Source organism: Planococcus maitriensis (assembly GCF_003289925.1).
GTDB classification, from domain to species: Bacteria; Bacillota; Bacilli; order Bacillales_A; family Planococcaceae; genus Planococcus; species Planococcus maitriensis.
Genome location: NZ_QLZQ01000005.1, coordinates 13,713 through 35,260 on the forward strand (window position 1 = coordinate 13,713; position 21,548 = coordinate 35,260).

At 51.0% G+C, this 21,548-nt stretch carries 22 protein-coding genes; 20 read left to right on the forward strand and 2 right to left on the reverse strand.

The features are described from left to right. Window positions 1-6 precede the first annotated feature (6 nt). The 10 genes from mnmG to DP119_RS11595 all read left to right on the forward strand — a co-directional run bounded on the left by mnmG (window position 7) and on the right by DP119_RS11595 (window position 9,269). On the forward strand, window positions 7-1,890 hold the full coding sequence (gene mnmG, locus DP119_RS11550; protein WP_112233326.1) for a tRNA uridine-5-carboxymethylaminomethyl(34) synthesis enzyme MnmG: 1,884 nt from the start codon (window positions 7-9) through the stop codon (window positions 1,888-1,890). Window positions 1,891-2,059: 169 nt separating this feature from the next. Continuing rightward, complete coding sequence (rsmG, locus tag DP119_RS11555) at window positions 2,060-2,773, forward strand: 16S rRNA (guanine(527)-N(7))-methyltransferase RsmG (RefSeq protein WP_112233327.1); 714 nt, start codon at window positions 2,060-2,062, stop codon at window positions 2,771-2,773. A gap of 85 nt (window positions 2,774-2,858) precedes the next feature. Then, entirely contained in the window at window positions 2,859-3,725 is an 867-nt protein-coding gene (gene noc, locus DP119_RS11560) for a nucleoid occlusion protein (RefSeq protein WP_112233328.1), read from the forward strand. Window positions 3,726-3,878: 153 nt separating this feature from the next. Beyond that, complete coding sequence (locus DP119_RS11565) at window positions 3,879-4,640, forward strand: ParA family protein (protein WP_112233480.1); 762 nt, start codon at window positions 3,879-3,881, stop codon at window positions 4,638-4,640. After that, on the forward strand, window positions 4,633-5,466 hold the full coding sequence (locus DP119_RS11570; RefSeq protein WP_112233329.1) for a ParB/RepB/Spo0J family partition protein: 834 nt from the start codon (window positions 4,633-4,635) through the stop codon (window positions 5,464-5,466). Before DP119_RS11565 ends, DP119_RS11570 begins: the two co-directional genes overlap by 8 nt. 256 nt (window positions 5,467-5,722) lie before the next feature. Further along, window positions 5,723-6,436 (forward strand): DUF554 domain-containing protein, encoded by a 714-nt coding sequence (locus tag DP119_RS11575; protein ID WP_112233330.1) that lies wholly within the window; start codon window positions 5,723-5,725, stop codon window positions 6,434-6,436. 63 nt (window positions 6,437-6,499) lie between these two features. After that, window positions 6,500-7,360: a mechanosensitive ion channel family protein gene (locus DP119_RS11580; RefSeq protein ID WP_112233481.1), complete on the forward strand. Its 861-nt coding sequence runs from the start codon at window positions 6,500-6,502 to the stop codon at window positions 7,358-7,360. 15 nt (window positions 7,361-7,375) lie between these two features. Beyond that, on the forward strand, window positions 7,376-7,576 hold the full coding sequence (locus DP119_RS11585; protein ID WP_068871157.1) for a DUF951 domain-containing protein: 201 nt from the start codon (window positions 7,376-7,378) through the stop codon (window positions 7,574-7,576). A gap of 80 nt (window positions 7,577-7,656) precedes the next feature. Further along, a complete protein-coding gene (gene ychF, locus DP119_RS11590) occupies window positions 7,657-8,757 on the forward strand; it encodes a redox-regulated ATPase YchF (RefSeq protein ID WP_112233482.1) in 1,101 nt (366 codons plus the stop codon). A 128-nt stretch (window positions 8,758-8,885) separates the two neighbouring features. After that, on the forward strand, window positions 8,886-9,269 hold the full coding sequence (locus tag DP119_RS11595; protein ID WP_112233331.1) for a gamma-glutamylcyclotransferase family protein: 384 nt from the start codon (window positions 8,886-8,888) through the stop codon (window positions 9,267-9,269). A gap of 67 nt (window positions 9,270-9,336) precedes the next feature. On the opposite strand, the gene DP119_RS11600 is transcribed toward DP119_RS11595, so the two are convergent. Next, window positions 9,337-9,888, reverse strand: a complete 552-nt coding sequence (locus DP119_RS11600; protein ID WP_112233332.1) for a DUF3267 domain-containing protein — start codon at window positions 9,886-9,888, stop codon at window positions 9,337-9,339. Window positions 9,889-10,053: 165 nt separating this feature from the next. Here DP119_RS11600 and rpsF point away from each other — a divergent pair, with 165 nt between their 5' ends. The 9 genes from rpsF to DP119_RS11650 all read left to right on the forward strand — a co-directional run bounded on the left by rpsF (window position 10,054) and on the right by DP119_RS11650 (window position 20,070). Further along, window positions 10,054-10,341, forward strand: coding sequence for a 30S ribosomal protein S6 (gene rpsF, locus DP119_RS11605; protein ID WP_058382280.1), 288 nt, complete (start codon window positions 10,054-10,056; stop codon window positions 10,339-10,341). 51 nt (window positions 10,342-10,392) lie between these two features. Continuing rightward, entirely contained in the window at window positions 10,393-10,887 is a 495-nt protein-coding gene (gene ssb, locus DP119_RS11610; protein ID WP_058382281.1) for a single-stranded DNA-binding protein, read from the forward strand. A 52-nt stretch (window positions 10,888-10,939) separates the two neighbouring features. Beyond that, complete coding sequence (gene rpsR, locus DP119_RS11615) at window positions 10,940-11,176, forward strand: 30S ribosomal protein S18 (RefSeq protein WP_112233333.1); 237 nt, start codon at window positions 10,940-10,942, stop codon at window positions 11,174-11,176. Window positions 11,177-12,240: 1,064 nt separating this feature from the next. Next, window positions 12,241-13,194 carry a YybS family protein gene (locus DP119_RS11625; RefSeq protein WP_112233483.1) on the forward strand — a complete coding sequence of 318 codons (954 nt, stop codon included), beginning with the start codon at window positions 12,241-12,243 and terminating at the stop codon, window positions 13,192-13,194. A 14-nt stretch (window positions 13,195-13,208) separates the two neighbouring features. Next, the gene (locus DP119_RS11630; protein WP_112233335.1) at window positions 13,209-15,185 is read left to right on the forward strand and encodes a DHH family phosphoesterase; all 1,977 of its coding nucleotides are present in this window, start codon (window positions 13,209-13,211) and stop codon (window positions 15,183-15,185) included. Next, the gene (gene rplI / locus DP119_RS11635; RefSeq protein WP_112233336.1) at window positions 15,182-15,631 is read left to right on the forward strand and encodes a 50S ribosomal protein L9; all 450 of its coding nucleotides are present in this window, start codon (window positions 15,182-15,184) and stop codon (window positions 15,629-15,631) included. Before DP119_RS11630 ends, rplI begins: the two co-directional genes overlap by 4 nt. Before the next feature lie 11 nt (window positions 15,632-15,642). Beyond that, on the forward strand, window positions 15,643-16,998 hold the full coding sequence (dnaB, locus tag DP119_RS11640) for a replicative DNA helicase (RefSeq protein ID WP_112233337.1): 1,356 nt from the start codon (window positions 15,643-15,645) through the stop codon (window positions 16,996-16,998). A gap of 144 nt (window positions 16,999-17,142) precedes the next feature. After that, complete coding sequence (locus DP119_RS11645) at window positions 17,143-18,429, forward strand: adenylosuccinate synthase (RefSeq protein WP_112233338.1); 1,287 nt, start codon at window positions 17,143-17,145, stop codon at window positions 18,427-18,429. 354 nt (window positions 18,430-18,783) lie between these two features. Beyond that, window positions 18,784-20,070, forward strand: a complete 1,287-nt coding sequence (locus tag DP119_RS11650) for a M23 family metallopeptidase (RefSeq protein WP_112233339.1) — start codon at window positions 18,784-18,786, stop codon at window positions 20,068-20,070. Here the strand turns inward: DP119_RS11650 and DP119_RS11655 are convergent. Continuing rightward, window positions 20,055-20,288, reverse strand: a complete 234-nt coding sequence (locus DP119_RS11655; protein ID WP_112233340.1) for a hypothetical protein — start codon at window positions 20,286-20,288, stop codon at window positions 20,055-20,057. The two genes, DP119_RS11650 and DP119_RS11655, sit on opposite strands and share 16 nt — an antisense overlap. Window positions 20,289-20,838: 550 nt before the next feature. Here DP119_RS11655 and yycF point away from each other — a divergent pair. Next, window positions 20,839-21,546: a response regulator YycF gene (gene yycF, locus DP119_RS11660; protein ID WP_058382289.1), complete on the forward strand. Its 708-nt coding sequence runs from the start codon at window positions 20,839-20,841 to the stop codon at window positions 21,544-21,546. Window positions 21,547-21,548: the final 2 nt, after the last annotated feature.

The following is a 21,548-nucleotide window of genomic DNA, read 5'->3' on the forward strand; positions in this document are numbered from 1 at the left end:
ACGAACATGCCACAATACGAAGCAGGCACGTTCGATGTCATCGTCGTAGGCGCAGGCCATGCGGGGGCGGAAGCCGCACTCGCTTCTGCACGCATGGGCGCTAAAACGCTTGTGTTGACGATGAATCTTGATATGATCGCTTTTATGCCGTGCAACCCGTCCATCGGCGGTCCGGCAAAAGGCATCGTGGTACGTGAAATAGATGCAATGGGCGGGGCTATGGGCCGCGTCATCGATAAAACACATATTCAAATGAGAATGCTCAATACCGCCAAAGGGCCGGCTGTCCGCGCATTGCGTGCACAAGCCGATAAAGTGCTCTACCAGCAGGAAATGAAACGCCTCATGGAAGAGCAGGAAAACTTGACGCTGCACCAGGGCATCGCGGAAGAGTTGATCGTTGAAGATGGGGAAGTCAAAGGCCTCATCACACAAGTCGGCGGCATTTACCGTGCGGAAACGGTCGTCATCACGACGGGCACATTTTTGCGCGGGGAAATCATCATCGGCGACCTTCGCTATTCAAGCGGCCCGAACCACCAGCAGCCGTCCATCAAATTGGCAGAAAACCTGCAGGAGCTCGGCTTTGAGACGGTCCGTTTCAAGACCGGCACACCGCCGCGCATCAACAGCAACAGCATCGACTACTCGAAAACGGAAATCCAGCCGGGAGACGATGTTCCGCGCGCGTTCAGCTTTGAAACGACGGAATTCATCATGGACCAGATGCCGTGCTGGCTGACGTATACGACGAGCGAGACGCATCAGATCATCGATGAGAATTTGCATTTGTCGCCGATGTATTCCGGTATGGCAAAAGGCACAGGGCCGCGTTATTGTCCGTCGATCGAAGACAAAATCGTCCGTTTCAGCGACAAGCCCCGCCACCAGATTTTCCTCGAGCCGGAAGGGCGCTCGACGCGTGAGGTTTACGTACAGGGGCTTTCCACCAGTTTGCCGGAACATGTCCAGCGCAAGCTGCTCGAATCGATTCCGGGGCTTGAGAAGGCCGATATGATGCGTTCAGGCTATGCCATCGAATACGATGCCATCGTGCCGACGCAATTATGGCCGACGCTCGAATCCAAGCAAATCACCAACCTTTATACAGCAGGCCAGATCAACGGTACGTCCGGCTACGAAGAAGCAGCGGGGCAGGGGCTTATGGCCGGCATCAACGCCGCGGCGAAAGTGCTCGGCAAAGAAGAAGTCATCCTCAGCCGTTCGGATGCGTATATCGGCGTCTTGATCGACGATTTGGTCACGAAAGGCACAAGCGAGCCTTACCGCTTGCTGACATCGCGTGCCGAATACCGCTTATTGCTGCGCCACGACAACGCAGACTTGCGTTTGACGGAACTCGGCTATCAGCTCGGCATGATCACAGAAGAGCGCTATGCACGCTTTCTTGAGAAAAAAGACCATATCGAAGAAGAAATCAAGCGCCTGCGCGGCATCATCATCAAGCCGAACGAACAAACGCAGGAAGCCATCCGCAATGCAGGAGGCAGCGAGCTGAAAGACGGCATCCGTGCAGCCGACCTGTTGAAGCGCCCGGAAATGAACTACGATATGATCGCGTCATTGACGGAATCCGACATCGCGCTCAGCGATGAAGTGAAAGAGCAAGTCGAGATCCATGTGAAGTACGAAGGCTATATCGAAAAATCCCTTCTGCAAGTAGACAAGCTGAAGAAAATGGAGAACAAGAAGATTCCGGAAAACATCGACTACGATGCCATTTCAGGCCTTGCGACGGAAGCGCGCGGCAAACTGAAAGAAGTGCAGCCGCTGTCGATTGCGCAAGCGACACGCATTTCCGGCGTCAACCCTGCTGACATTTCGATTTTATTGGTGTATATTGAACAAGGAAGAATCGCAAAAGTCTAAACGGGATTTACGTGCATGCCAGATGCACTTTAATGGGCGGGATGACCGCCAGCACATAACAGAACCCGAAATGGGCTGGTATCCGCCAGCCCATTTGCTTTTACATAAAGAAAAACGTTAATCCCGCTCCCGCAGATCTGCGGTGAGGCAGGTGAGAGGGGGACATACAGTGAACGAACAGCAATTCGCGCAAGCATTGAAAGAACAGGGCATCGAACTTTCCGAACGCCAGCTGGAGCAATTCCGCATCTATTATAAGGAACTCGTCGAATGGAATGAAAAAATGAATTTGACGGCAATTACGGAGCAGGAAGATGTCTATTTGAAGCATTTCTACGACTCCATCAGTGCCGCCTTTTACATGGATTTCACCAAGCCGCTGTCAGTATGCGACGTCGGGGCAGGGGCTGGATTCCCGAGCATCCCGCTGAAGATCTGCTTCCCGCATATCGAAGTGACGATCGTCGATTCGTTGAACAAACGCATTCAATTCCTGAATCATTTGAGCGAAGCCCTCGGGTTGGAAAAAGTTTCTTTCGTCCATTCTCGTGCGGAAGACTTCGGCCAGTCGAAACACCGGGAAAGCTACGATATCGTGACAGCCCGTGCGGTGGCTAGACTATCGGTACTCGCTGAACTTTGCGTGCCGCTCGTCAAACAAAGCGGTATATTCGCTGCCATGAAAGCGGCATCTGCCCCGGATGAGTTGAAAGATGCTGAAAAGGCGCTTCAAGTGCTTGGAGTCAAACAAGAAGCCGTGCATTCATTCCTCTTGCCGGTGGAAGAAAGCGAACGCCATATCCAGGTGTTCCGGAAATTCAAGGCAACCCCGAAGAAATACCCGAGAAAAGCGGGCATGCCGAACAAATCGCCAATCAGCTAATGTTTCACGTGGAACATTCGAGAATACATTAGCGTCCTTGGAATGAAACAATAAGAGCAAGTTTTTAATAAGGTGGTGCCTGAGCATGAAAAGTCCTTTTGCCCGTCTTTTCGGAGGCGGAGATAAAGCAAATGATGCAACAACAACAGCAGAAGCTCCGAGCCATGCTTCTGAGGAAGTCGTGAAAATACCGCTGGCTAAGATCCATGCCAACCAATTCCAGCCGCGAACAGTGTTTGACGAGGAAAAGATCGAGGAATTGGCCCGGACGATCCATGTGCACGGTGTCATCCAGCCGATCGTCGTCAGGGATTCACAGCAGGATGGTTTTTATGAAATCATTGCAGGGGAACGGCGCTTCCGGGCGATGACTTCACTCGGCTGGGAGGAAGTCCCGGCGATTGTGCGCCAATTGAGCGATAAAGAGACAGCGTCAATCGCATTGATCGAGAACCTCCAGCGCGAGGAATTGACGGCGATTGAAGAAGCGCATGCCTATTCCAATCTGCTGGAAATCCAGGAGATCACCCAGGAAGCCTTGGCGCAGCGGCTCGGGAAAAGCCAATCCGCTGTCGCCAATAAATTGCGGCTTTTGAAGCTGCCGGAAGCCGCCCAGCAGGCATTGCTCACACGGAGCATCACTGAACGCCATGCGCGGGCTTTGCTGCCGGTAAAAGACCTTGAACTCCAGCAGCAATTGTTGGAGCAGCTATTGGAGGAAGGGCTCAATGTCAAGGAGCTGGAAGAACGCATCAGAAGCTTGACGGAAGACCCCCCAAAAAAGCCCAAAAAACGCAGGAAAGCTGTCAGCCGGGACATGCGCATTGCGATGAATACCATCAAAGAGTCCTTGTCGATGGTCAAAAAAAGTGGCATCAAGCTCGATACAGAAGAGGAAGAACACGAGGATTATTACCAAATCACCGTGAAAATCCCGAAAAACCGTCCATAATGCTCTTTCCGTTGAGGAAAGGGCTTTTTTTGGCAGATTTGTCTCTATGAAACAGGAAATTTGATACAATATAGAAATGGAAGCTGTCGCGGATAGCCATATGAGCGTTTCCGCAGTAAAATGAAGACAGTATCGAAGAAAGTTGGTGCACGTGTGGGTAGAACGATTGCCATCGCCAATCAAAAGGGCGGTGTAGGAAAAACAACTTCATCAGTTAATTTAAGCGCTTGCCTTGCTTATCTCGGTAAGAAAGTGCTGTTAATAGATATCGATCCACAAGGCAATGCGACGAGCGGCGTCGGCATCAATAAAGGCGATGTCGATCAATGCATCTATGAAATTCTCATTGACGATGTGGATGTCAAAGACACGATCATGGAGACGAAAGTCGAAAATCTCCATGTGGTGCCGGCGACGATTTCACTGGCCGGTGCGGAAATTGAATTGGTTTCGACCATTTCACGCGAAGCGCGGCTGAAAAACGCCTTGGCAGAAGTAAAGGATTTATACGATTACATCATTATCGACTGTCCGCCATCGCTGGGCCTATTGACTTTGAATTCGTTGACCGCTTCAGACGGAATTATTATTCCAGTACAATGTGAATATTATGCTCTAGAAGGTTTAAGCCAATTATTGAGCACGGTTCGGCTGGTCCAAAAACACTTGAACCATGATTTGATGATCGATGGCGTGCTGTTGACGATGTACGATGCACGGACCAATCTGGGCATGCAAGTCATCGAAGAAGTGAAGAAATACTTCCAGGACAAAGTGTATGACACCGTGGTTCCGCGCAATATCCGCTTGAGCGAGGCTCCGAGTCACGGAGAGCCAATCATCATCTATGATCCGAAGTCCAGAGGCGCAGAAGTTTATCTAGAATTGGCGAAGGAAGTGATTCGTAATGGCTAAAGGATTGGGAAAAGGCATCAACGCATTGTTTCCAGGAGAAACGGTCAACGAAACGGATAAAGTGATGCAGATCAAATTGACCGATATTAAAGAAAACCCGCATCAGCCGCGCAAAGTATTCGACCAGCAAGCACTTGAAGAACTTGCCGAATCGATTCGCGAGCACGGCATCCTGCAGCCTGTCGTGGTACGGAAAAAAGGCGCAAAATTCGAACTGGTCGTCGGAGAACGCCGCTTCCGTGCGGCAAAACTGTGCAAATTGAAAGAAGTTCCAGCCATCGTAAAGGATTTCAATGAACAGCAGATGATGGAACTGGCGATTCTCGAGAACTTGCAACGGGAAGATTTGACGCCGATTGAAGAGGCGGAAGCTTACCAGAAGCTCATGGATACATTGAATTTGACACAGGAGCAATTGGCATTCCGCCTCGGCAAAAGCCGCCCTCATATCACGAACCATATCCGCTTATTGACCTTGCCGAAAGACGTGCGCGAGCTCATTTCGGATAAAAAGCTGTCGATGGGGCACGGGCGTACGTTGCTCGGGTTGCGCAGTAAAAAGGATATTTCCGAAACTGCAAAAAAGGCAGTCAAAGAGGGATTGAATGTCCGCCAGCTGGAGAACCTGATTCAGCGGTTGAATGACAATGTTCCACGTGAAACACCCGAAAAGAAAAAGGATATCTTTATAGAAGAAAAACAATCTGAGCTGCGTGACCGTTTCGGCACGAATGTCCAGATCAAAAAACAGAAGAACAAAGGCAAGATCGAAATCGAGTTTTTCTCGGAAGATGATTTGGAACGGATACTGGATTTGCTGAAATAACACTTCAGCAGGAAACCGGCGCTTTTTGCGCTCGTAGCTGGTTTATCCAAATGAACCGTTAACATCGGTATGCAGACGGCCTATTTTCCGGAGACGGGAAATAGGCGTTTCTTTGAAACGGGAGAATGCCGTGGATACCAGAACATGGAGCTGGGGACATGGCAGCTCAGCAGAAGGCTTTAGGAACTTGATAAAAAGAGGGAGAAGAGCCGGGCGCTCTGCACATTCCGAAGCAGGGAGAGGAAGGAGCTCGAATATGGTTCTTTGGGGAACGTTGGTCAACGCGGTTTTAATTGTTGCAGGAACACTGATCGGGCGGGCATTGCGCAATATTCCCGACAGGATGAAAGAGACGGTCATGTATGTCATTGGGCTGGTAGTCGTCGTCTTGGGCTTACAGATGGGCTTTGAGAGCCAGAATTTCATCATTGTTATCATCAGCCTGGTGCTCGGTGCGGTTATCGGCGAATGGGCGAGGCTTGAAGACAAATTGAATGCATTCGGCCGCTGGATTGAACGGATGCTTGGCACGAAAGAAAGCCAGGGGAGCCTGGCGCAGGGATTTGTCACTGCGACGCTGATTTTTGTCATCGGCGCGATGGGCATTATCGGCGCATTGGAGAGCGGCCTCAGCAATGAGCACGGCGTTCTTGTGTCAAAAGGCATTATTGACGGCTTTACGTCGATCATTCTTGCCTCGACGCTCGGTATTGGCGTCATGCTGTCGGCAATCCCTGTGTTTGTTTACCAGGGATTGATCGCCTTGTTTGCCACACAGATCAGCCTGCTCATCCCGGAAGCGGCGCTTGACTTGTTCATCACCGAGATGACAGCGACCGGTGGTGTCATGATCGCGGCGATCGGCCTTAATTTGATGGGCATTGTGAAGATCCGCGTAGCGAACTTATTGCCGGGGATCATTGTAGTTGCGTTTCTTGTCACGGCCGTGTTTAAATTCAATCTGATGTAAGTAATTAAAGAAGGTGTAGACGTGTTTTTTGAAAGAAGCGTTGTGGAGAGATTTGTCAATCAAATGACAACAAAGCTGCTGGATGAGCAAATGTGGCTCGATATTTCCGGAACCGCGCTGCGTGTCATTTTAATTGCTGTCGGTGCCTATATATTGACGCGCGTCATGCGGGTCATCATCCGCAAATCGTTTTCGGTCCGCTTGAGAGGGCCGATCAAGACGAATGGGCGGCGTCATCAAACTTTATCGAAGTTATTGGAAAACATCGTTACATATGTCATTGGATTCATGGCGCTGGTTGCCATCCTGGCGGCTTTCTCGGTCAACATCAGCGGGATCATCGCCGGTGCCGGGGTGGTCGGCCTGGCTGTCGGTTTCGGCGCGCAGAACCTGGTGCGCGATGTCATCACCGGCTTCTTCATCATTTTTGAAGACCAATTTTCAGTCGGCGACTATGTACGCATCAACCAAGCCGAAGGGACGGTCCAGGAAATCGGTTTGCGCACGACGAAAGTACAGGCATGGACCGGGGAGATTTTCATTTTCCCGAACGGCAGTGTGACGGAAGTCGTCAATTTCTCGCTCCATAATTCAATCGCGGTCGTGGATTTGAGCGTTTCCCATGACTCCGACCTGGTGAAAGTGGAACGGCTCATCCTGGAGTTCCTGGAGACGGTGCAGCCGATGTATGAAGAAGTCGTCAGCCCAGCGGAACTGCTCGGCGTGCAGAATATGACAGCGACGGAAGTGGTCATGCGCTTGACGGCTGAAACCTTGCCGATGCAGCATTTTGCGGTAGCCCGCCGGATGCGCCGCGACCTGAAGGAATTCCTGGATCAGCGCGGCGTCGAATTGCCGTATCCCCGCATGGTGGTCATGCACCGCGAGCCAGGCGATCCAGCTGTAATGAATGCGAATAAATGATGGGGGGACGCAGCCATGGAAATGAAGGAATTCGGGCTGAATGATATTGTCGAGATGAAAAAAGGGCATCCATGCGGGGCGAATGCCTGGAAAATTATCCGCATGGGCGCCGACATCCGCATCAAATGCGAAGGCTGCCAGCACAGCGTCATGCTGCCGCGGGCCGAGTTCAATAAAAAAATGAAAAAAGTATTGGTGAAGGCCGAGGCGGAATGAACAATGGACATTTCCGCCTCCTCTTTCTATAATGGAATGGTTGCAAAATTTGTGAGCGAAAAAGAAAGGTCGTGAATCCTTTGGCATTAACTGCAGGGATTGTAGGATTACCAAACGTAGGGAAATCCACATTATTCAACGCTATTACGAAAGCGGGCGCCGAAGCGGCGAACTACCCGTTCTGTACGATAGATCCAAACGTCGGCATCGTCGAAGTGCCTGACGAGCGCCTCGATAAACTGACGGAACTGGTCGAACCGAAAAAGACCATCCCGACAGCTTTCGAATTCACGGACATCGCCGGAATCGTCAAAGGCGCCAGCAAAGGGGAAGGGCTCGGGAATAAATTCCTCGCCAATATCCGTGAAGTGGATGCCATCACCCAAGTGGTCCGCTGCTTCGCCGATGAAAACGTCACGCACGTTTCGGGCGGCGTGGATCCGGTGTCGGACATTGAAGTCATCAACCTGGAACTTGTGCTTGCGGATATGGAAAGCATTGAAAAGCGCATCACGCGCAATGCAAAACTATTGAAGCAAAAAGACAAGGATGCCGTAGCGGAAGCGCCGGTATTGGCGAAATTGCGCGAGGCATTTGAAAATGGCGAATTGGCCCGCTCGATCGACTTCACGGAAGACGAGCTGAAAATCGCTAAAGGCCTGAACTTGCTGACGCTCAAGCCGATGCTGTATGTGGCGAACGTGTCTGAAGACGAAATCGCCGATGCGGACAACAACGAATACGTCAAGCAAGTGCGTGAATACGCAGCAGGGCATGATTCCGATGTGATTGTTGTTTGTGCGAAGATCGAAGAGGAAATGGCAGAGCTGGAAGACGAAGAAAAGGAAATGTTCCTTGAAGAGCTCGGCATCGAAGAATCAGGGCTTGACCAATTGATCAAAGCTGCTTACCAATTGCTCGGGCTTGCCACTTACTTTACTGCCGGCGTGCAGGAAGTGCGTGCATGGACGTTCAAAAAAGGCATGAAAGCCCCTCAATGTGCGGGCATCATCCACTCCGACTTCGAACGCGGCTTTATCCGCGCAGAAACGGTCGCTTATGACGAATTGGTGGAAGCCGGTTCGATGGCAGCGGCGAAAGAGGCCGGAAAAGTGCGCCAAGAAGGCAAGGAATACGTCGTCAAAGACGGCGATGTCATGCTCTTCAGATTCAATGTATAAGGCTTCAGCCTAATAGTTTATTGTCAGTCACAGCCATGGAAACAAGTTAAGAATCGATTGGCGGCTGGAAAAGAATACCGAACCGGGTGCTTTTTTGAGCATCCGGTTTTTTATGAGGAGGGAAACGAATGTATTTATTCGCATATGGAACCTTGAAAAGAGGCGGCAAATACCATTTCTATCTGGAAGAAGCGGATTTGGTGGCAGAACACGTAACGATTTCAGGAAGTTTGTACGACACAGGGCTCGGCTATCCGGCGCTCGCGTTGAGGGGAGACGATGTCATCCAGGGAGAGCTTTACGATATCCCGGATGTGTTGTGGCCGGCAATCAATGATCTGGAAGATTATTCAGGAAATGCGAAAACTGATATGTACGACCGTCTGACAATCGAAGTCGAAACCGAACGCGGCACCAAACAAGCGATTGTCTATACGGCGAAAGCAGAGCGATTGTTGAAGGAATATATTCCCGAAGGCGTATGGGATGTGGAACGGTCATTTGTGAAATAAACAGCAAAAAGAAGGCGCAGCAGGAAACCTGCTGTGCCTTCTTTTTTATTTGTACGGATCCTACCGTTTATTCATCTAGCGGCGGATAGCTGGAATAGACGTGGAGGCGGGGGAGTTTCGGGTCGTCCCGTATCCACGCATCATTGGGTTCTTTTCGCAGTTCACGGTACATGAGGAAGTCGCCGAATGCCCCGGCCGTCAGCATGGCGCCGAGCAGGACGAGCACTTGGTCGCCGATCCAAAAGCCGGCGGCGGCAGGCAACACGGCGGTCATCCAAAAGGGCAGCAGCAAGACAGCCCGCATCGCCCGGTTTTTCACAGGCCGGTCGCTGGTCGCATAAGCGATGCCCAATTTTAAGTTGAGACCGTATTGAAGTGAAGAGATGGGCACTTTTCCAAAGACGACGAAGCCGATCAAATGGAATAATTCATGCAGTACGATCAATAATGCGTAGCCGCCGAAGAAATAGAGGGTGCCGAACAGCGAAAAGCCAAAAGACAAAGGCTCGCGGAATAGCTGGTAGGCGAGCGCGAAGGCGACAACGAGCACTATATTGAACCACAGTGCTTTCGGTGCGATTTCTTCTATATTCAAATCGATGACTTTATGAGGTTCCATTGGCAACACATCCCGAACTTTGATGCTCCCAGTATAGCCTAAATTACAGCTTGCCGGAAGCCTGTGCGTATGCTACAATATGTTGATGTGAGTAATATTTATGATTGCTTGCTCCTTGCCCGCTGGAAACAGCAGGGCCCAAGTCCATAAGGAGGTGACAATACGATGAGAGAATACGAAGTAATGTACATTGTACGCCCGAACATTGAAGAGGACGCTAAGAAAGCGCTAGTTGAGCGTTTCAGCGAAATCCTGACTTCAAACGGTGCGGAAATCATCGAGTCGAAAGAATGGGGTAAACGCCGTTTGGCTTATGAAATCAATGATTTCAAAGAAGGTTTCTACCAGATCGTGAAAGCGAACGCTGGAACTGAAGCTATCAACGAGTTTACACGTCTTGCGAACATCAATGAAGACATTATCCGCCACATCGCTGTACGCCTAGACGTATAAGATAAGCGGAATACAGATAATACACGACTTGAAGAAGGAGGTTGAATTCTGATGATCAACCGGGTTGTATTGGTCGGAAGACTGACAAAAGATCCTGATCTTCGCTACACACCAAGCGGGGCGGCGGTGGCCCGTTTTACACTTGCTGTAAACCGGACATTCTCCAATGCGCAAGGTGAACGCGAAGCAGATTTTATCAATTGTACCGTTTGGCGCAAGCAGGCTGAAAACACAGCGAATTTCCTCAAAAAAGGAAGTCTCGCCGGTGTCGAAGGCCGCATTCAGACTGGCAGCTACGAGGGTCAAGATGGCAAGCGCGTTTATACGACGGAAGTGGTGGCGGACAGCGTTCAATTCCTTGAACCGAAAAGCGCCAATTCCGGATCTGGGGATCGTTCAAATGATCGCTCGTATGGACAGCAGCCATCTTATCAACAGAACCAACCGTCTAGTCCAAGTCAGCAAAACAATACTCGTGTAGATGACGATCCGTTTTCAAGCGGAAGCGGGAAGATCGAAGTTTCGGACGACGATCTGCCGTTCTAAACCAGGCGCCCATCAGCGAATAGAAATCTGAAAATGAGGGAGGTAATTCGATATGGCACCACGTCGCGGAGGCAAGAAGCGTAAAAAGGTTTGTTATTTCACTTCAAACAACATTACACGCATCGACTACAAAGACACTGATTTGCTTAAGAAATTCATTTCTGAGCGAGGCAAAATTTTGCCACGTCGTGTTACGGGCACAAGCGCTAAATGGCAACGTCGTTTGACGATTGCGATCAAACGCGCTCGTATCATGGCACTTCTACCGTTCGTAGCGGAAGATAAATAAGATTGTCCAAAGAGGCCGGTTTCCCGGCCTCTTTTTTATATGCTTTGGGAAATTGACAAGAGTGAAGCTAATTGAATAAGTCGAATAGCTTGTGCTATTCGACTGCGTTGCAGGGGGCTGCTTGCCGTGGGGCGGGTGTTGAGCCAATGTACGGCAAAGGGCGCCGTGCATTTGTCTCGCCAGCCCGCGCGGTCCCACAGGCGTCAGCCCCCTTCCACTTCGTCTGTAGTTTTAGAGGGAAAGAAAACTTTTCTGTCCATTCGATAGAAAATGAGGAAATGCTGCATGTTTTGTAGCTCAAGTCATCTTTAGTGAAGAGTGGCTAGTTAGCTCTGCTACCTCAACAAAATTTTTGACTGAAGCATCAACGTGCCAGGCACTGCATCCCGGGAAGCGATTTCCCCACTAGCCGGCAACATAATACAGAAGTAGATCAGATTAAACGCACCCCAATCAATGAAATCACCAAGCCGTCGAGCGCCAAAGGCCAACCCGAAGCAGGGCGGCGAATAACAAGATGAAGCATGAATAGCATGCTGAAGCACTTCAACACCTAAACTCTCACTATCTTTTCATATATTTTCCCGGGAAGCGATTTCCCTGCTAGCCGGCAACTCGTACATAAGCAGATCTATTTAAACGCACCCCAATCAATGAAATCACCAAGCTGCCCAGCGTAAAGGGGTGAGCCGACGCAATAAGACAAGCGTTCTTCTTGGCTTATTGCCAAAGGCCAACCCAAAGTCGGGCAGCGAATAATAAGATGACGCCCGAATAGAATTCTGGAATAGGTCGACATGTAAACTCTCGCCAACTTCTTAGCAAATCTCCCCAACTGCTCAAACAGCTCCCCCATATTAATTTTCATCTACTATTTCCATCCATCAGAGAATCAGCGATACTGATTTTCTAAAGGCGGCCATTACCGGAGGGCGCAAACTTTTCCTTCTCGAAACGGGGCGATAGGTGTACAGTGAGGCAACCTCCCTTTTTTGTTCGGGGGCTTGAATCATGGTACAATTATACGGATGAAATAAACCCGAAAGAAGATGAAAAACGCAGATATGCCTAACCAAAAGACACGTCAATTGACGAATGGAGCCATGATGACGGCGCTGTTTGCCGTCTTATTGGCTATTTCTGTATATGTACCGGTGCTGAGTTTGATCAGTACTTTGTTTTTGGCATTGCCGATTGCTTGGTATAGCGCCAAGTATCCGGTAAAGGCGTCGGCGCTGGTGGCAGTAGTCGGGGTCGTGTTAAGCTTTCTGATCGGCGGATTGCTGTCTTTGCCTTTGACGTTGATCCACATTCCGCTGGGGCTCATGATTGGGCTGTCGATCCAGTATAGAAAAAGCAAGTTGTTCATGTTCATGGGCGCAAGCATCGTGCTGCTGCTGTCATTGATGGTGCAGTATATGGCAGCGATCGCCTTTTTCGGCATCAACTTCCTTGAGGAATTCATGGTGACGATGCGCAGTTCGTACGAACAGGCCGGTACTTGGCTTGAGCGCCTTGGATCGGAATCGACGGAAGAATACGAGGAGCTTGTCGCGCAGTTCATGCTGACGTTCGAGACCTTGTTGCCGACGCTGTTGATCTTGTCGGTCTTTACGACGGTATGGGTCTTGTTATTGATCCTGTTGCCGATCTTGAAACGGCTTGGCATCGAAGTGCCGAAGTTCCCGCCGTTCCGCGAGATGCGTCTGCCGAAAAGCGTGCTGTGGTATTATTTGATCGTCATTTTGGTGTCTTTGCTGTCGGATTTCGAGCAAGGGACCATGGCGTATATGATTTTCGCCAATGCCTCGATGCTGCTGCAGTTCCTGCTGTTCTTGCAGGGGGTATCGTTCTATCATTTCTATATCCACCAAGAGGGCTGGCCCCGCTGGGTGACGGTGCTTGTGACGGTTCTGGCATTTCCTTTGCAATCGTTCACGAGCATCATCGGGATTTTGGATCTCGGCTTCGACATCCGGGGCTGGATCAAGCGGGCGCACGAGTTTAAAGGAAAGTAAGGAGCTGAAAAGAAATGTCGGCTTTTTTCAGGAAACGTAATCTAAGATACCCATTGCTGGCATTGCTGGCTCTCGGAATGGCCGCGGTCATCCTCATCTCCCTTTGGTCAGAATGGGGCGCCGGCATTTTCGCCCTCCTGTACGGGGCGGCGATCACCTCGGCGTGGGTACTGGAAAAACGCAACTATGAAGAGACCGAAAAGCATATCGAAACGCTGTCTTACCGGATGAAGAAAGTCGGCGAGGAAGCATTGCTCGAGATGCCGATCGGGATTTTGCTGGTCAATGAAAACCAACAGATCGAATGGGCCAATCCCTATATCACTTCGGCGCTCGATTACGAGACGCTGATCGGTGAATCGGTTTATAGCTTGACGGAAGAATTTAACCAATTGGTCAAATCTCCCGAGTCGAATGAAATGGTCATGTCGCTTGGCGGCCGCAAATATCGGGTTTATTACCGTGCGGATGACCGGTTGTACTATTTATTCGATATTACCGAGCAAGTGGAGATTGAAAGTTTGTATCATGCGGACCGGACCGTCATCGGCATCCTGTTCATCGATAATTACGATGAATTGTCACAAGGGATGGACGATCAGGTGCGCAGTAATTTAAATAGCCTCGTGACCTCATTGATCAATCGATGGGGGACCGACAACGGGATTTTCGTGAAACGGATTTCCTCTGACCGCTTTATGGCGGTGTTCAACGAATCGATCCTTCAGAAATTGGAGGAAACCAAATTCACGGTGCTCGACGATATCCGTGAAGTGACAGCGAAAGACAATATGGCGCTGACCTTGAGCATCGGGGTCGGGGCGGGTTCCGCTTCCCTGATCGAACTGGGCGCGATGGCGCAATCGGGGCTCGATTTGGTACTTGGGCGCGGCGGCGACCAAGTGGCGATCAAGCATCCGAGCGGCAAGGTCAAGTTCTACGGGGGTAAAACCAACCCTGTCGAAAAACGCACGAGGGTGCGCGCACGCGTCATTTCGCATGCGCTTCGCGACTTGATCCAGGAAAGCGACCAAGTCTTTGTCATGGGCCATAAAATGCCCGATATGGACTCGATCGGCGCAGCGGTCGGCGTTGCCAAAATGGCGGAGATGAACCGCGTCAAAGGGCGCATCGTCATCGATTTCGATGAATACGACCGCAGCGTCATGCGCTTGATGGAAGAAATCGAAAGCGATCCGGACTTGTTCGAGCGTTTCATTACCCCGGAAGAGGCATTATCGGAAATGACCGAGCATTCGCTGCTCGTCGTGGTCGATACGCATAAACCGTCGATGGTCATCGATGAACGCCTGCTCCAGCGCATGGAGCGCGTCGTCCTGATCGACCATCACAGAAGAGGCGAGGAATTCATCACCAACACGATGCTCGTTTACATGGAGCCATACGCATCGTCTACGGCAGAGCTCGTGACCGAATTGATCGAATACCAGCCGAAACACGAAAAATTGACGATGCTCGAGGCGACAGCGATGCTTGCCGGGATCATCGTCGACACGAAAAGCTTTACGCTGCGCACCGGCGCCCGGACCTTCGAAGCGGCATCCTACCTGCGCTCGAACGGTGCCGATACGGTGCTCGTGCAGCGTTTGCTGAAAGAAGACCTCGATACGTACATCGAGCGGGCGAAAATCGTCCAGAGCGTGGAATTCGTCGGCGACGGCATCGCCATCGCAAAAGGCGAAGAGGGGCGCATCTACAGCCCCGTGCTGATCGCCCAGACAGCCGATATCCTGCTGACGATGAAAGACGTCAATGCGTCATTCGTCATCGCTGAACGCACGGAAGGCGGCGTGGGCATCAGCGCACGCTCGCTCGGCGAAGTCAATGTGCAGGTCATTATGGAAAATCTCGGCGGCGGCGGCCATTTAACGAATGCGGCCACGCAAATGCCGGATGCAAGCATTGAAGAAGCGGTCGGTCAATTGAAGGCCGTATTAACGGAAAACGATGGAGGGGGATCTGAAGAATGAAAGTGATTTTCTTGAAAGACGTAAAAAATGTAGGCAAAAAAGGCGATATCAAAAACGTGGCGGACGGCTACGCGAACAACTACTTGCTGAAGAACAACTTGGCGGTAGAAGCTGACCAGGCGGCGATGAGCAAACTCGCCGGCCAGCAGAAGAAACAGGAGAAAGAAGCTGAGCAGGAGCTTGAAGAAGCGAAGCAATTGAAAGAGCAGCTTGAAGCGCTGACTGTCGAATTGACAGCGAAATCCGGCGAAGGCGGCCGCCTGTTCGGATCGATCACATCGAAACAAATCGCCAAGGAACTGGAAAAGAAACACGGCCATAAAATCGACAAGCGCAAAATGGAGCTCGATGATGCAATACGCGCACTTGGCTACACGAATGTGCCGGTGAAATTGCATCATGATGTAACCGCGACACTTCGCGTTCACGTTACTGAAGAAGCGTAAGGAGAATAGATATGAACGAATCGATAGACCGCGTCCCGCCGCATAACCAGGAAGCTGAGCAATCCATCATTGGGGCCATTTTCCTGGAGCCACAGGCACTGGTTTCCGTTGCGGAAATCGTCATGCCGGAGGATTTCTACCGCGTTGCCCACCAGAAAATTTTCCAGACGATGATCGATTTGACGGACCGCGGCAAAGCGGTTGATTTGGTCACGGTGACAGAAGAGCTATCGGTTAAGAAAGAGCTGGAAGATGTCGGCGGCTTATCCTATCTGACCGAGATCGCCAATGCGGTGCCGACAGCCGCGAACGTTGGGCATTATGCCCATATCGTGGAAGAGAAAGCCTTATTGCGCCGCCTCATCCGAGTGGCCACCACGATCGTCGAAGACGGCTTTACGCGCGAAGACGAAGTGGAGGCGCTGCTTGCCGAAGCGGAGAAGAAGATGATGGAAGTGTCGAGCCGCAAAAATGCGGGCGACTTTATCCATATTAAAGATGTATTGGTGAAAACTTACGACAATATCGAACTCTTGCATACGCGTAAAGGCGATGTCACGGGCATCCCGACCGGGTTCCGCGATTTGGACAAAGTGACGGCGGGCTTTCAACGAAACGATTTGATCATCGTTGCCGCCCGCCCATCCGTCGGTAAAACGGCCTTCGCGCTCAACGTCGCGCAAAATGTCGCGACCAAAGCGGATGAGAATGTCGCGATTTTCAGTTTGGAGATGGGGGCAGAGCAGCTCGTCATGCGGATGCTTTGCGCAGAAGGCAATATTGATGCCCAGGTCATGCGGACCGGTGCGCTGCAGAATGAAGACTGGCGCAAGCTGACGATGGCGATGGGCAGTTTATCGAATGCCGGCATTTTCATCGACGATACGCCGGGTATCCGCGTCAACGATATCCGTGCGAAATGCCGCCGCTTGAAACAGGAATACGGCCTCGGCATGATCATGATCGATTATTTACAGCTCATCCAAGGACCGGGCAAGGCCGGCGAAAACCGCCAACAGGAAGTATCCGATATTTCCCGTTCCCTGAAAGGGCTCGCGCGTGAACTTGAAGTCCCGGTCATTGCCTTGTCTCAGCTGTCCCGTGGGGTAGAGCAGCGTCAGGACAAACGGCCGATGATGTCCGATTTGCGTGAATCCGGCTCGATCGAGCAAGATGCCGATATCGTGTCATTTTTATACCGTGAAGATTATTACGACAAAGAAACCGAAGACCAGAACATGATCGAAATCATCATCGCCAAGCAGCGGAACGGCCCGACCGGCACCGTTAAGCTGGCGTTCGTGAAGGAATACAATAAGTTCGTCACCATCGACTGGGCTGACCATGAAGGCGGCGGCGATTTCTAAAGCAACTATTAAACACGAACATTAAATGCATCCATGCATTTCGATGTTCGTGTTTTCTTTGATTTCATATTGACGCCAAGGCACTCTATTGATACAATAAAGACTGTTTGAAACAGGGCGACAAGCCTAACGGAGGTGCGGACGATGACATCAGTCGTAGTAGTAGGAACGCAATGGGGAGACGAAGGAAAAGGGAAAATCACGGATTTTCTGTCGGAACACGCAGAAGTAATCGCGCGTTACCAAGGCGGGAACAACGCCGGCCACACAATCATTTTCGGCGGTGAAACGTATAAATTGCATTTGATTCCATCGGGGATTTTCTATAAAGACAAGACATCGGTGATCGGCAACGGCATGGTCGTCGATCCGAAAGCGCTTGTACAGGAGCTGAAAGGCCTTCACGACCGTGGGGTGACGACGGAGAACTTGCGCATCTCGAACCGCGCACACGTCATTTTGCCTTACCACATCAAGCAAGACGAAGTGGAAGAAGCGCGCCGCGGCGCCAACAAGATCGGAACGACGGGCAAAGGCATCGGGCCTGCGTATATGGACAAAGCGGCACGTGTCGGGATCCGCATCGCGGACCTTCTGGACCATGTCGTGTTCGAAGAGAAATTGCGGATGAATTTGAAAGAGAAAAACCGCATGTTCGAGAAATTCTATGAAACAGAAGGCTTCACGGTCGAAGAGATCCTGGAAGAGTATTACCAATACGGCCAGGAAATCGCCCAATACGTGACCGATACATCGAAAGTGCTGAACGATGCATTCGACGCTGGCCGCCGCGTATTGTTCGAAGGCGCGCAGGGCGTCATGCTCGATATCGACCAAGGGACTTACCCGTTCGTCACGTCATCCAACCCGGTAGCGGGCGGCGTCACAATCGGCGCAGGCGTAGGCCCGACGAATATTTCACATGTCATCGGCGTCTGTAAAGCGTACACATCACGCGTGGGCGATGGCCCTTTCCCGACTGAATTGTTCGATGAAGTGGGCGACCAGATCCGCACAGTCGGCAAGGAATTCGGCACGACAACAGGACGCCCGCGCCGCATCGGCTGGTTCGACAGCGTCGTCGTGCGCCATGCACGCCGCGTCAGCGGATTGACGGACCTGACCGTCAACTCGATCGATGTGTTGACGGGCCTCGAAACGGTGAAAATCTGTACGGCTTATCGCTATAAAGGCGAGCTGATCACGGAATACCCGGCCAACTTGCGCATGCTTGCCGACTGCGAACCGGTGTATGAAGAAATGCCAGGCTGGACAGAAGATGTGACATCTTGCAAATCATTGGATGAATTGCCGGAGAACGCCCGCCATTATTTGGAGCGCATCTCGCAATTGACCGATGTCCAGATTTCCATTTTCTCTGTCGGCCCGGACCGCAACCAGACCAATATCGTCAAAAGCGTTTGGCGTTAATCGAATACCTAAAAGCCACTGCCTCCTTCTCAAGAGGGCGGTGGCTTTTTTGCGTTTGCTACAAATTCGCCACAAATGAAAAGCTGGTTCATGGGCTTAGATGATGTTTATGACAATAAGGTCACAGGAAACGGGGCCGAAATGGAAAAAAAGGGCGGAAATCCTAAGTTTTTTGCCTTCATTTGAAGAATTAAAGAATATAATTCCATTAATTGGATAATAATGTCTGTTAGATAACACTTCTGTAACAATGAGTTTATCGGATGAGCCTTTGAAAACGGATGTGGTAGAGTAGGGAAGTTGAAAAAATGGAAGAACCCTCTACGGGAGCATGAAAGGAGCCAGACCCGCAACATGAACGCGAATCACCAGAACAAAGACAAGATGAAACTGCGCAAATGGAAAATAGGCACCGCCTTCGTTTTAGCTGCCAGTGCATTCGGCGCCAATACGATTTTTGCCGAACCGAATGAGCCGCAAAACCTGGAGCCGGTTTATCATATATATCACAACACCAGTTACCTCGGAGCCGTGTCGGATGATGCGCCGATTGATGAATTGATCGATGAGAAATTGGAAACGGCCTCAAGCGACTACGATAATTTGCGGCTCGCGCCGAGTGAAGGGCTGAACATCTTAACCGAGCAAGCCGTGGCATCGAGCCCGAAAGATGACGAAGCGGTCATCAGCCAGCTGGACGAACAATTGGCAATCAAGGCAGAAGCATTCGCCCTGCAAGTCGACGGCGAAGCGGCAGCCTATGTAAAAGACCGAAAAGCCTATGAAGAGACCATCCAGCTCATGAAACAAACCGCTTTGACGGAAGAGGAACTCAAGCAATTCGAAGAGCAGCAAGACGCAGCGGAACTGCCTGAATTGAAAGCGGGCGAATCGCGCATCATCGACATTTCTTTCTCGGAACCGATCAACGGCTTATCCAAGCAGACCGACCCGAAACAAGTGATGGAGCCGAAACAAGCCGCGAAGCACATAACGGATGAGCTCGGCGTGGATGTGCTCGTCAATAAAGCCGAGAAGGCCTTGAAGAAACTGCCTTACGAAACGGTCGAAAAAGACAGCAAAGATGTCTATATCGGCGAAACGGAAGTCGACCAAAAAGGCAAGCGCGGCGAAAAAGCGGTCAGCTACGCCGTACGCGAAGTCAACGGCGAACGCGTCGGCCGTTCCGAAACACGTGAGAAAATCCTGAAAGAGCCGGTGGACAAAATTGTCCTTGAAGGCGAGAAAGAATTGCCGGGTATCGGCACGGGCGAATTCACGTGGCCGGCAGACGGCGGCTACGTCTCGAGCAAGAAAGGCCAGCGCTGGGGACGCCCGCATAAAGGCATCGATATCGCAAGGCCCGATACACTCGATATCGTCTCTGCCGACCATGGCACGGTGGCCAAGGCCGGTAAAGCCGGCACATTTGGCAACCGCGTCGTTGTCGACCATAAGAATGGCTATGAGACGATCTATGCGCATCTCTCGTCGATCGACGTCAAGGTCGGCGATAAAGTATCCCCGCACACGAAACTCGGCGATATGGGCACGACAGGACGCTCTACGGGCATCCATCTGCATTTCGAGCTATCCTACGAAGGCCAAGACCGCGATCCGTTGGATTATGTGAAGAAATAAACTAGTAAGAAGCTTCCAGCGTGCTGGGAGCTTTTTTTGTATTTCAAATGGATAATCTGTGGATGTGAACAGGAGTTTATGAAGTGAAAAGAAGTGAGTGGAAAAGCTTCCGCTTTTTGACTGCGTTGCAGGGGGCTGCTTGCCGTGGGGCGGGTGTTGAGCCAACGTGCCGCAAAGGGCGCGCCACGTTTGTCTCGCCAGCCCGCTTGGTCCCACATGCGTCAGCCCCCCTTCCACTCCGTCTCTAGTTTTAGAGTGGGAGGTCGTTTCTTCAGTTCATTTAAAGTGAAGTGTGGAAATGCATCATATTTTGCAGTTCATATCATTTGGATCGAAGAGAGTGTGATTTCAGTTCAAACACTTATTTGTCAGATGCCGCATCTCAGGAAGCGATTCCCCCACTAGCCGGCAACTAGGTAAAGAAGCAAATCCCATTAAACATGAAATGATCCATGCAATCTCTTAGCCGCCCGGCGACAAGGGTGAGTCGACGCCGTAAGACAGGCGTTCTTCCTGGCTTATGGCAAGAGGCCAACCCAAAGCAGGGCGGCGACTACGAAGCTGAAGCACAAATAGAATGCAAAAACAGTTTCCACAAGCAAACCCTTACCAGGCGTTTACGCCTCTAGAACCCGTGCGCCGCTGAACCCCGCTGTGACCATCCAAAGGTGCGAAATGCTTGAAATAATGATAAAGTAAGGGATAGCAAAGATTGTCAAAACGGCTGGTACATGTGGAACAAATGGGAAGCAGAGGGGGAGAAGATAGATGAATAAAACGATATTGGTTGTGGATGATGAGAAGCCGATTGCGGATATCCTGCAATTTAATTTGAAAAAAGAAGGCTTTAATGTGGTAGTGGCTTATGATGGCGACGAGGCGATCAAAGTGGCGGAAGAAATTCAGCCGGACTTGATGCTGCTCGACATCATGCTGCCGAACCGCGACGGCATGGAAGTATGCCGCGAAGTGCGGAAGAAATTCGATTTTCCGATCATCATGCTGACGGCAAAAGACTCAGAGATCGACAAAGTGTTGGGGCTCGAGCTCGGGGCGGATGATTATGTGACGAAACCATTTTCGACACGTGAATTGATTGCGCGTGTCAAAGCGAATCTGCGGCGCCAGAATGTCGTGCCGGCAGAAGAGGAAGGCGTGGGCTCGAACGATATCCAAGTAGGGTCGTTGACTATCCAGCCGGATGCGTATTTGGTGTTGAAGCGCGAAGAAACGATCGAATTGACGCACCGTGAATTCGAGCTTTTGCATTATTTGGCGAAGCATATCGGCCAAGTGATGACGCGTGAGCATTTATTGCAGACGGTATGGGGTTATGATTATTTCGGCGATGTGCGGACAGTGGACGTCACGATTCGCCGCTTGCGTGAAAAAATCGAAGACAATCCGAGTCACCCAGCGTGGATCGTGACGCGTCGCGGCGTCGGCTACTACCTGCGGAACCCTGAACAGGAGTAAGC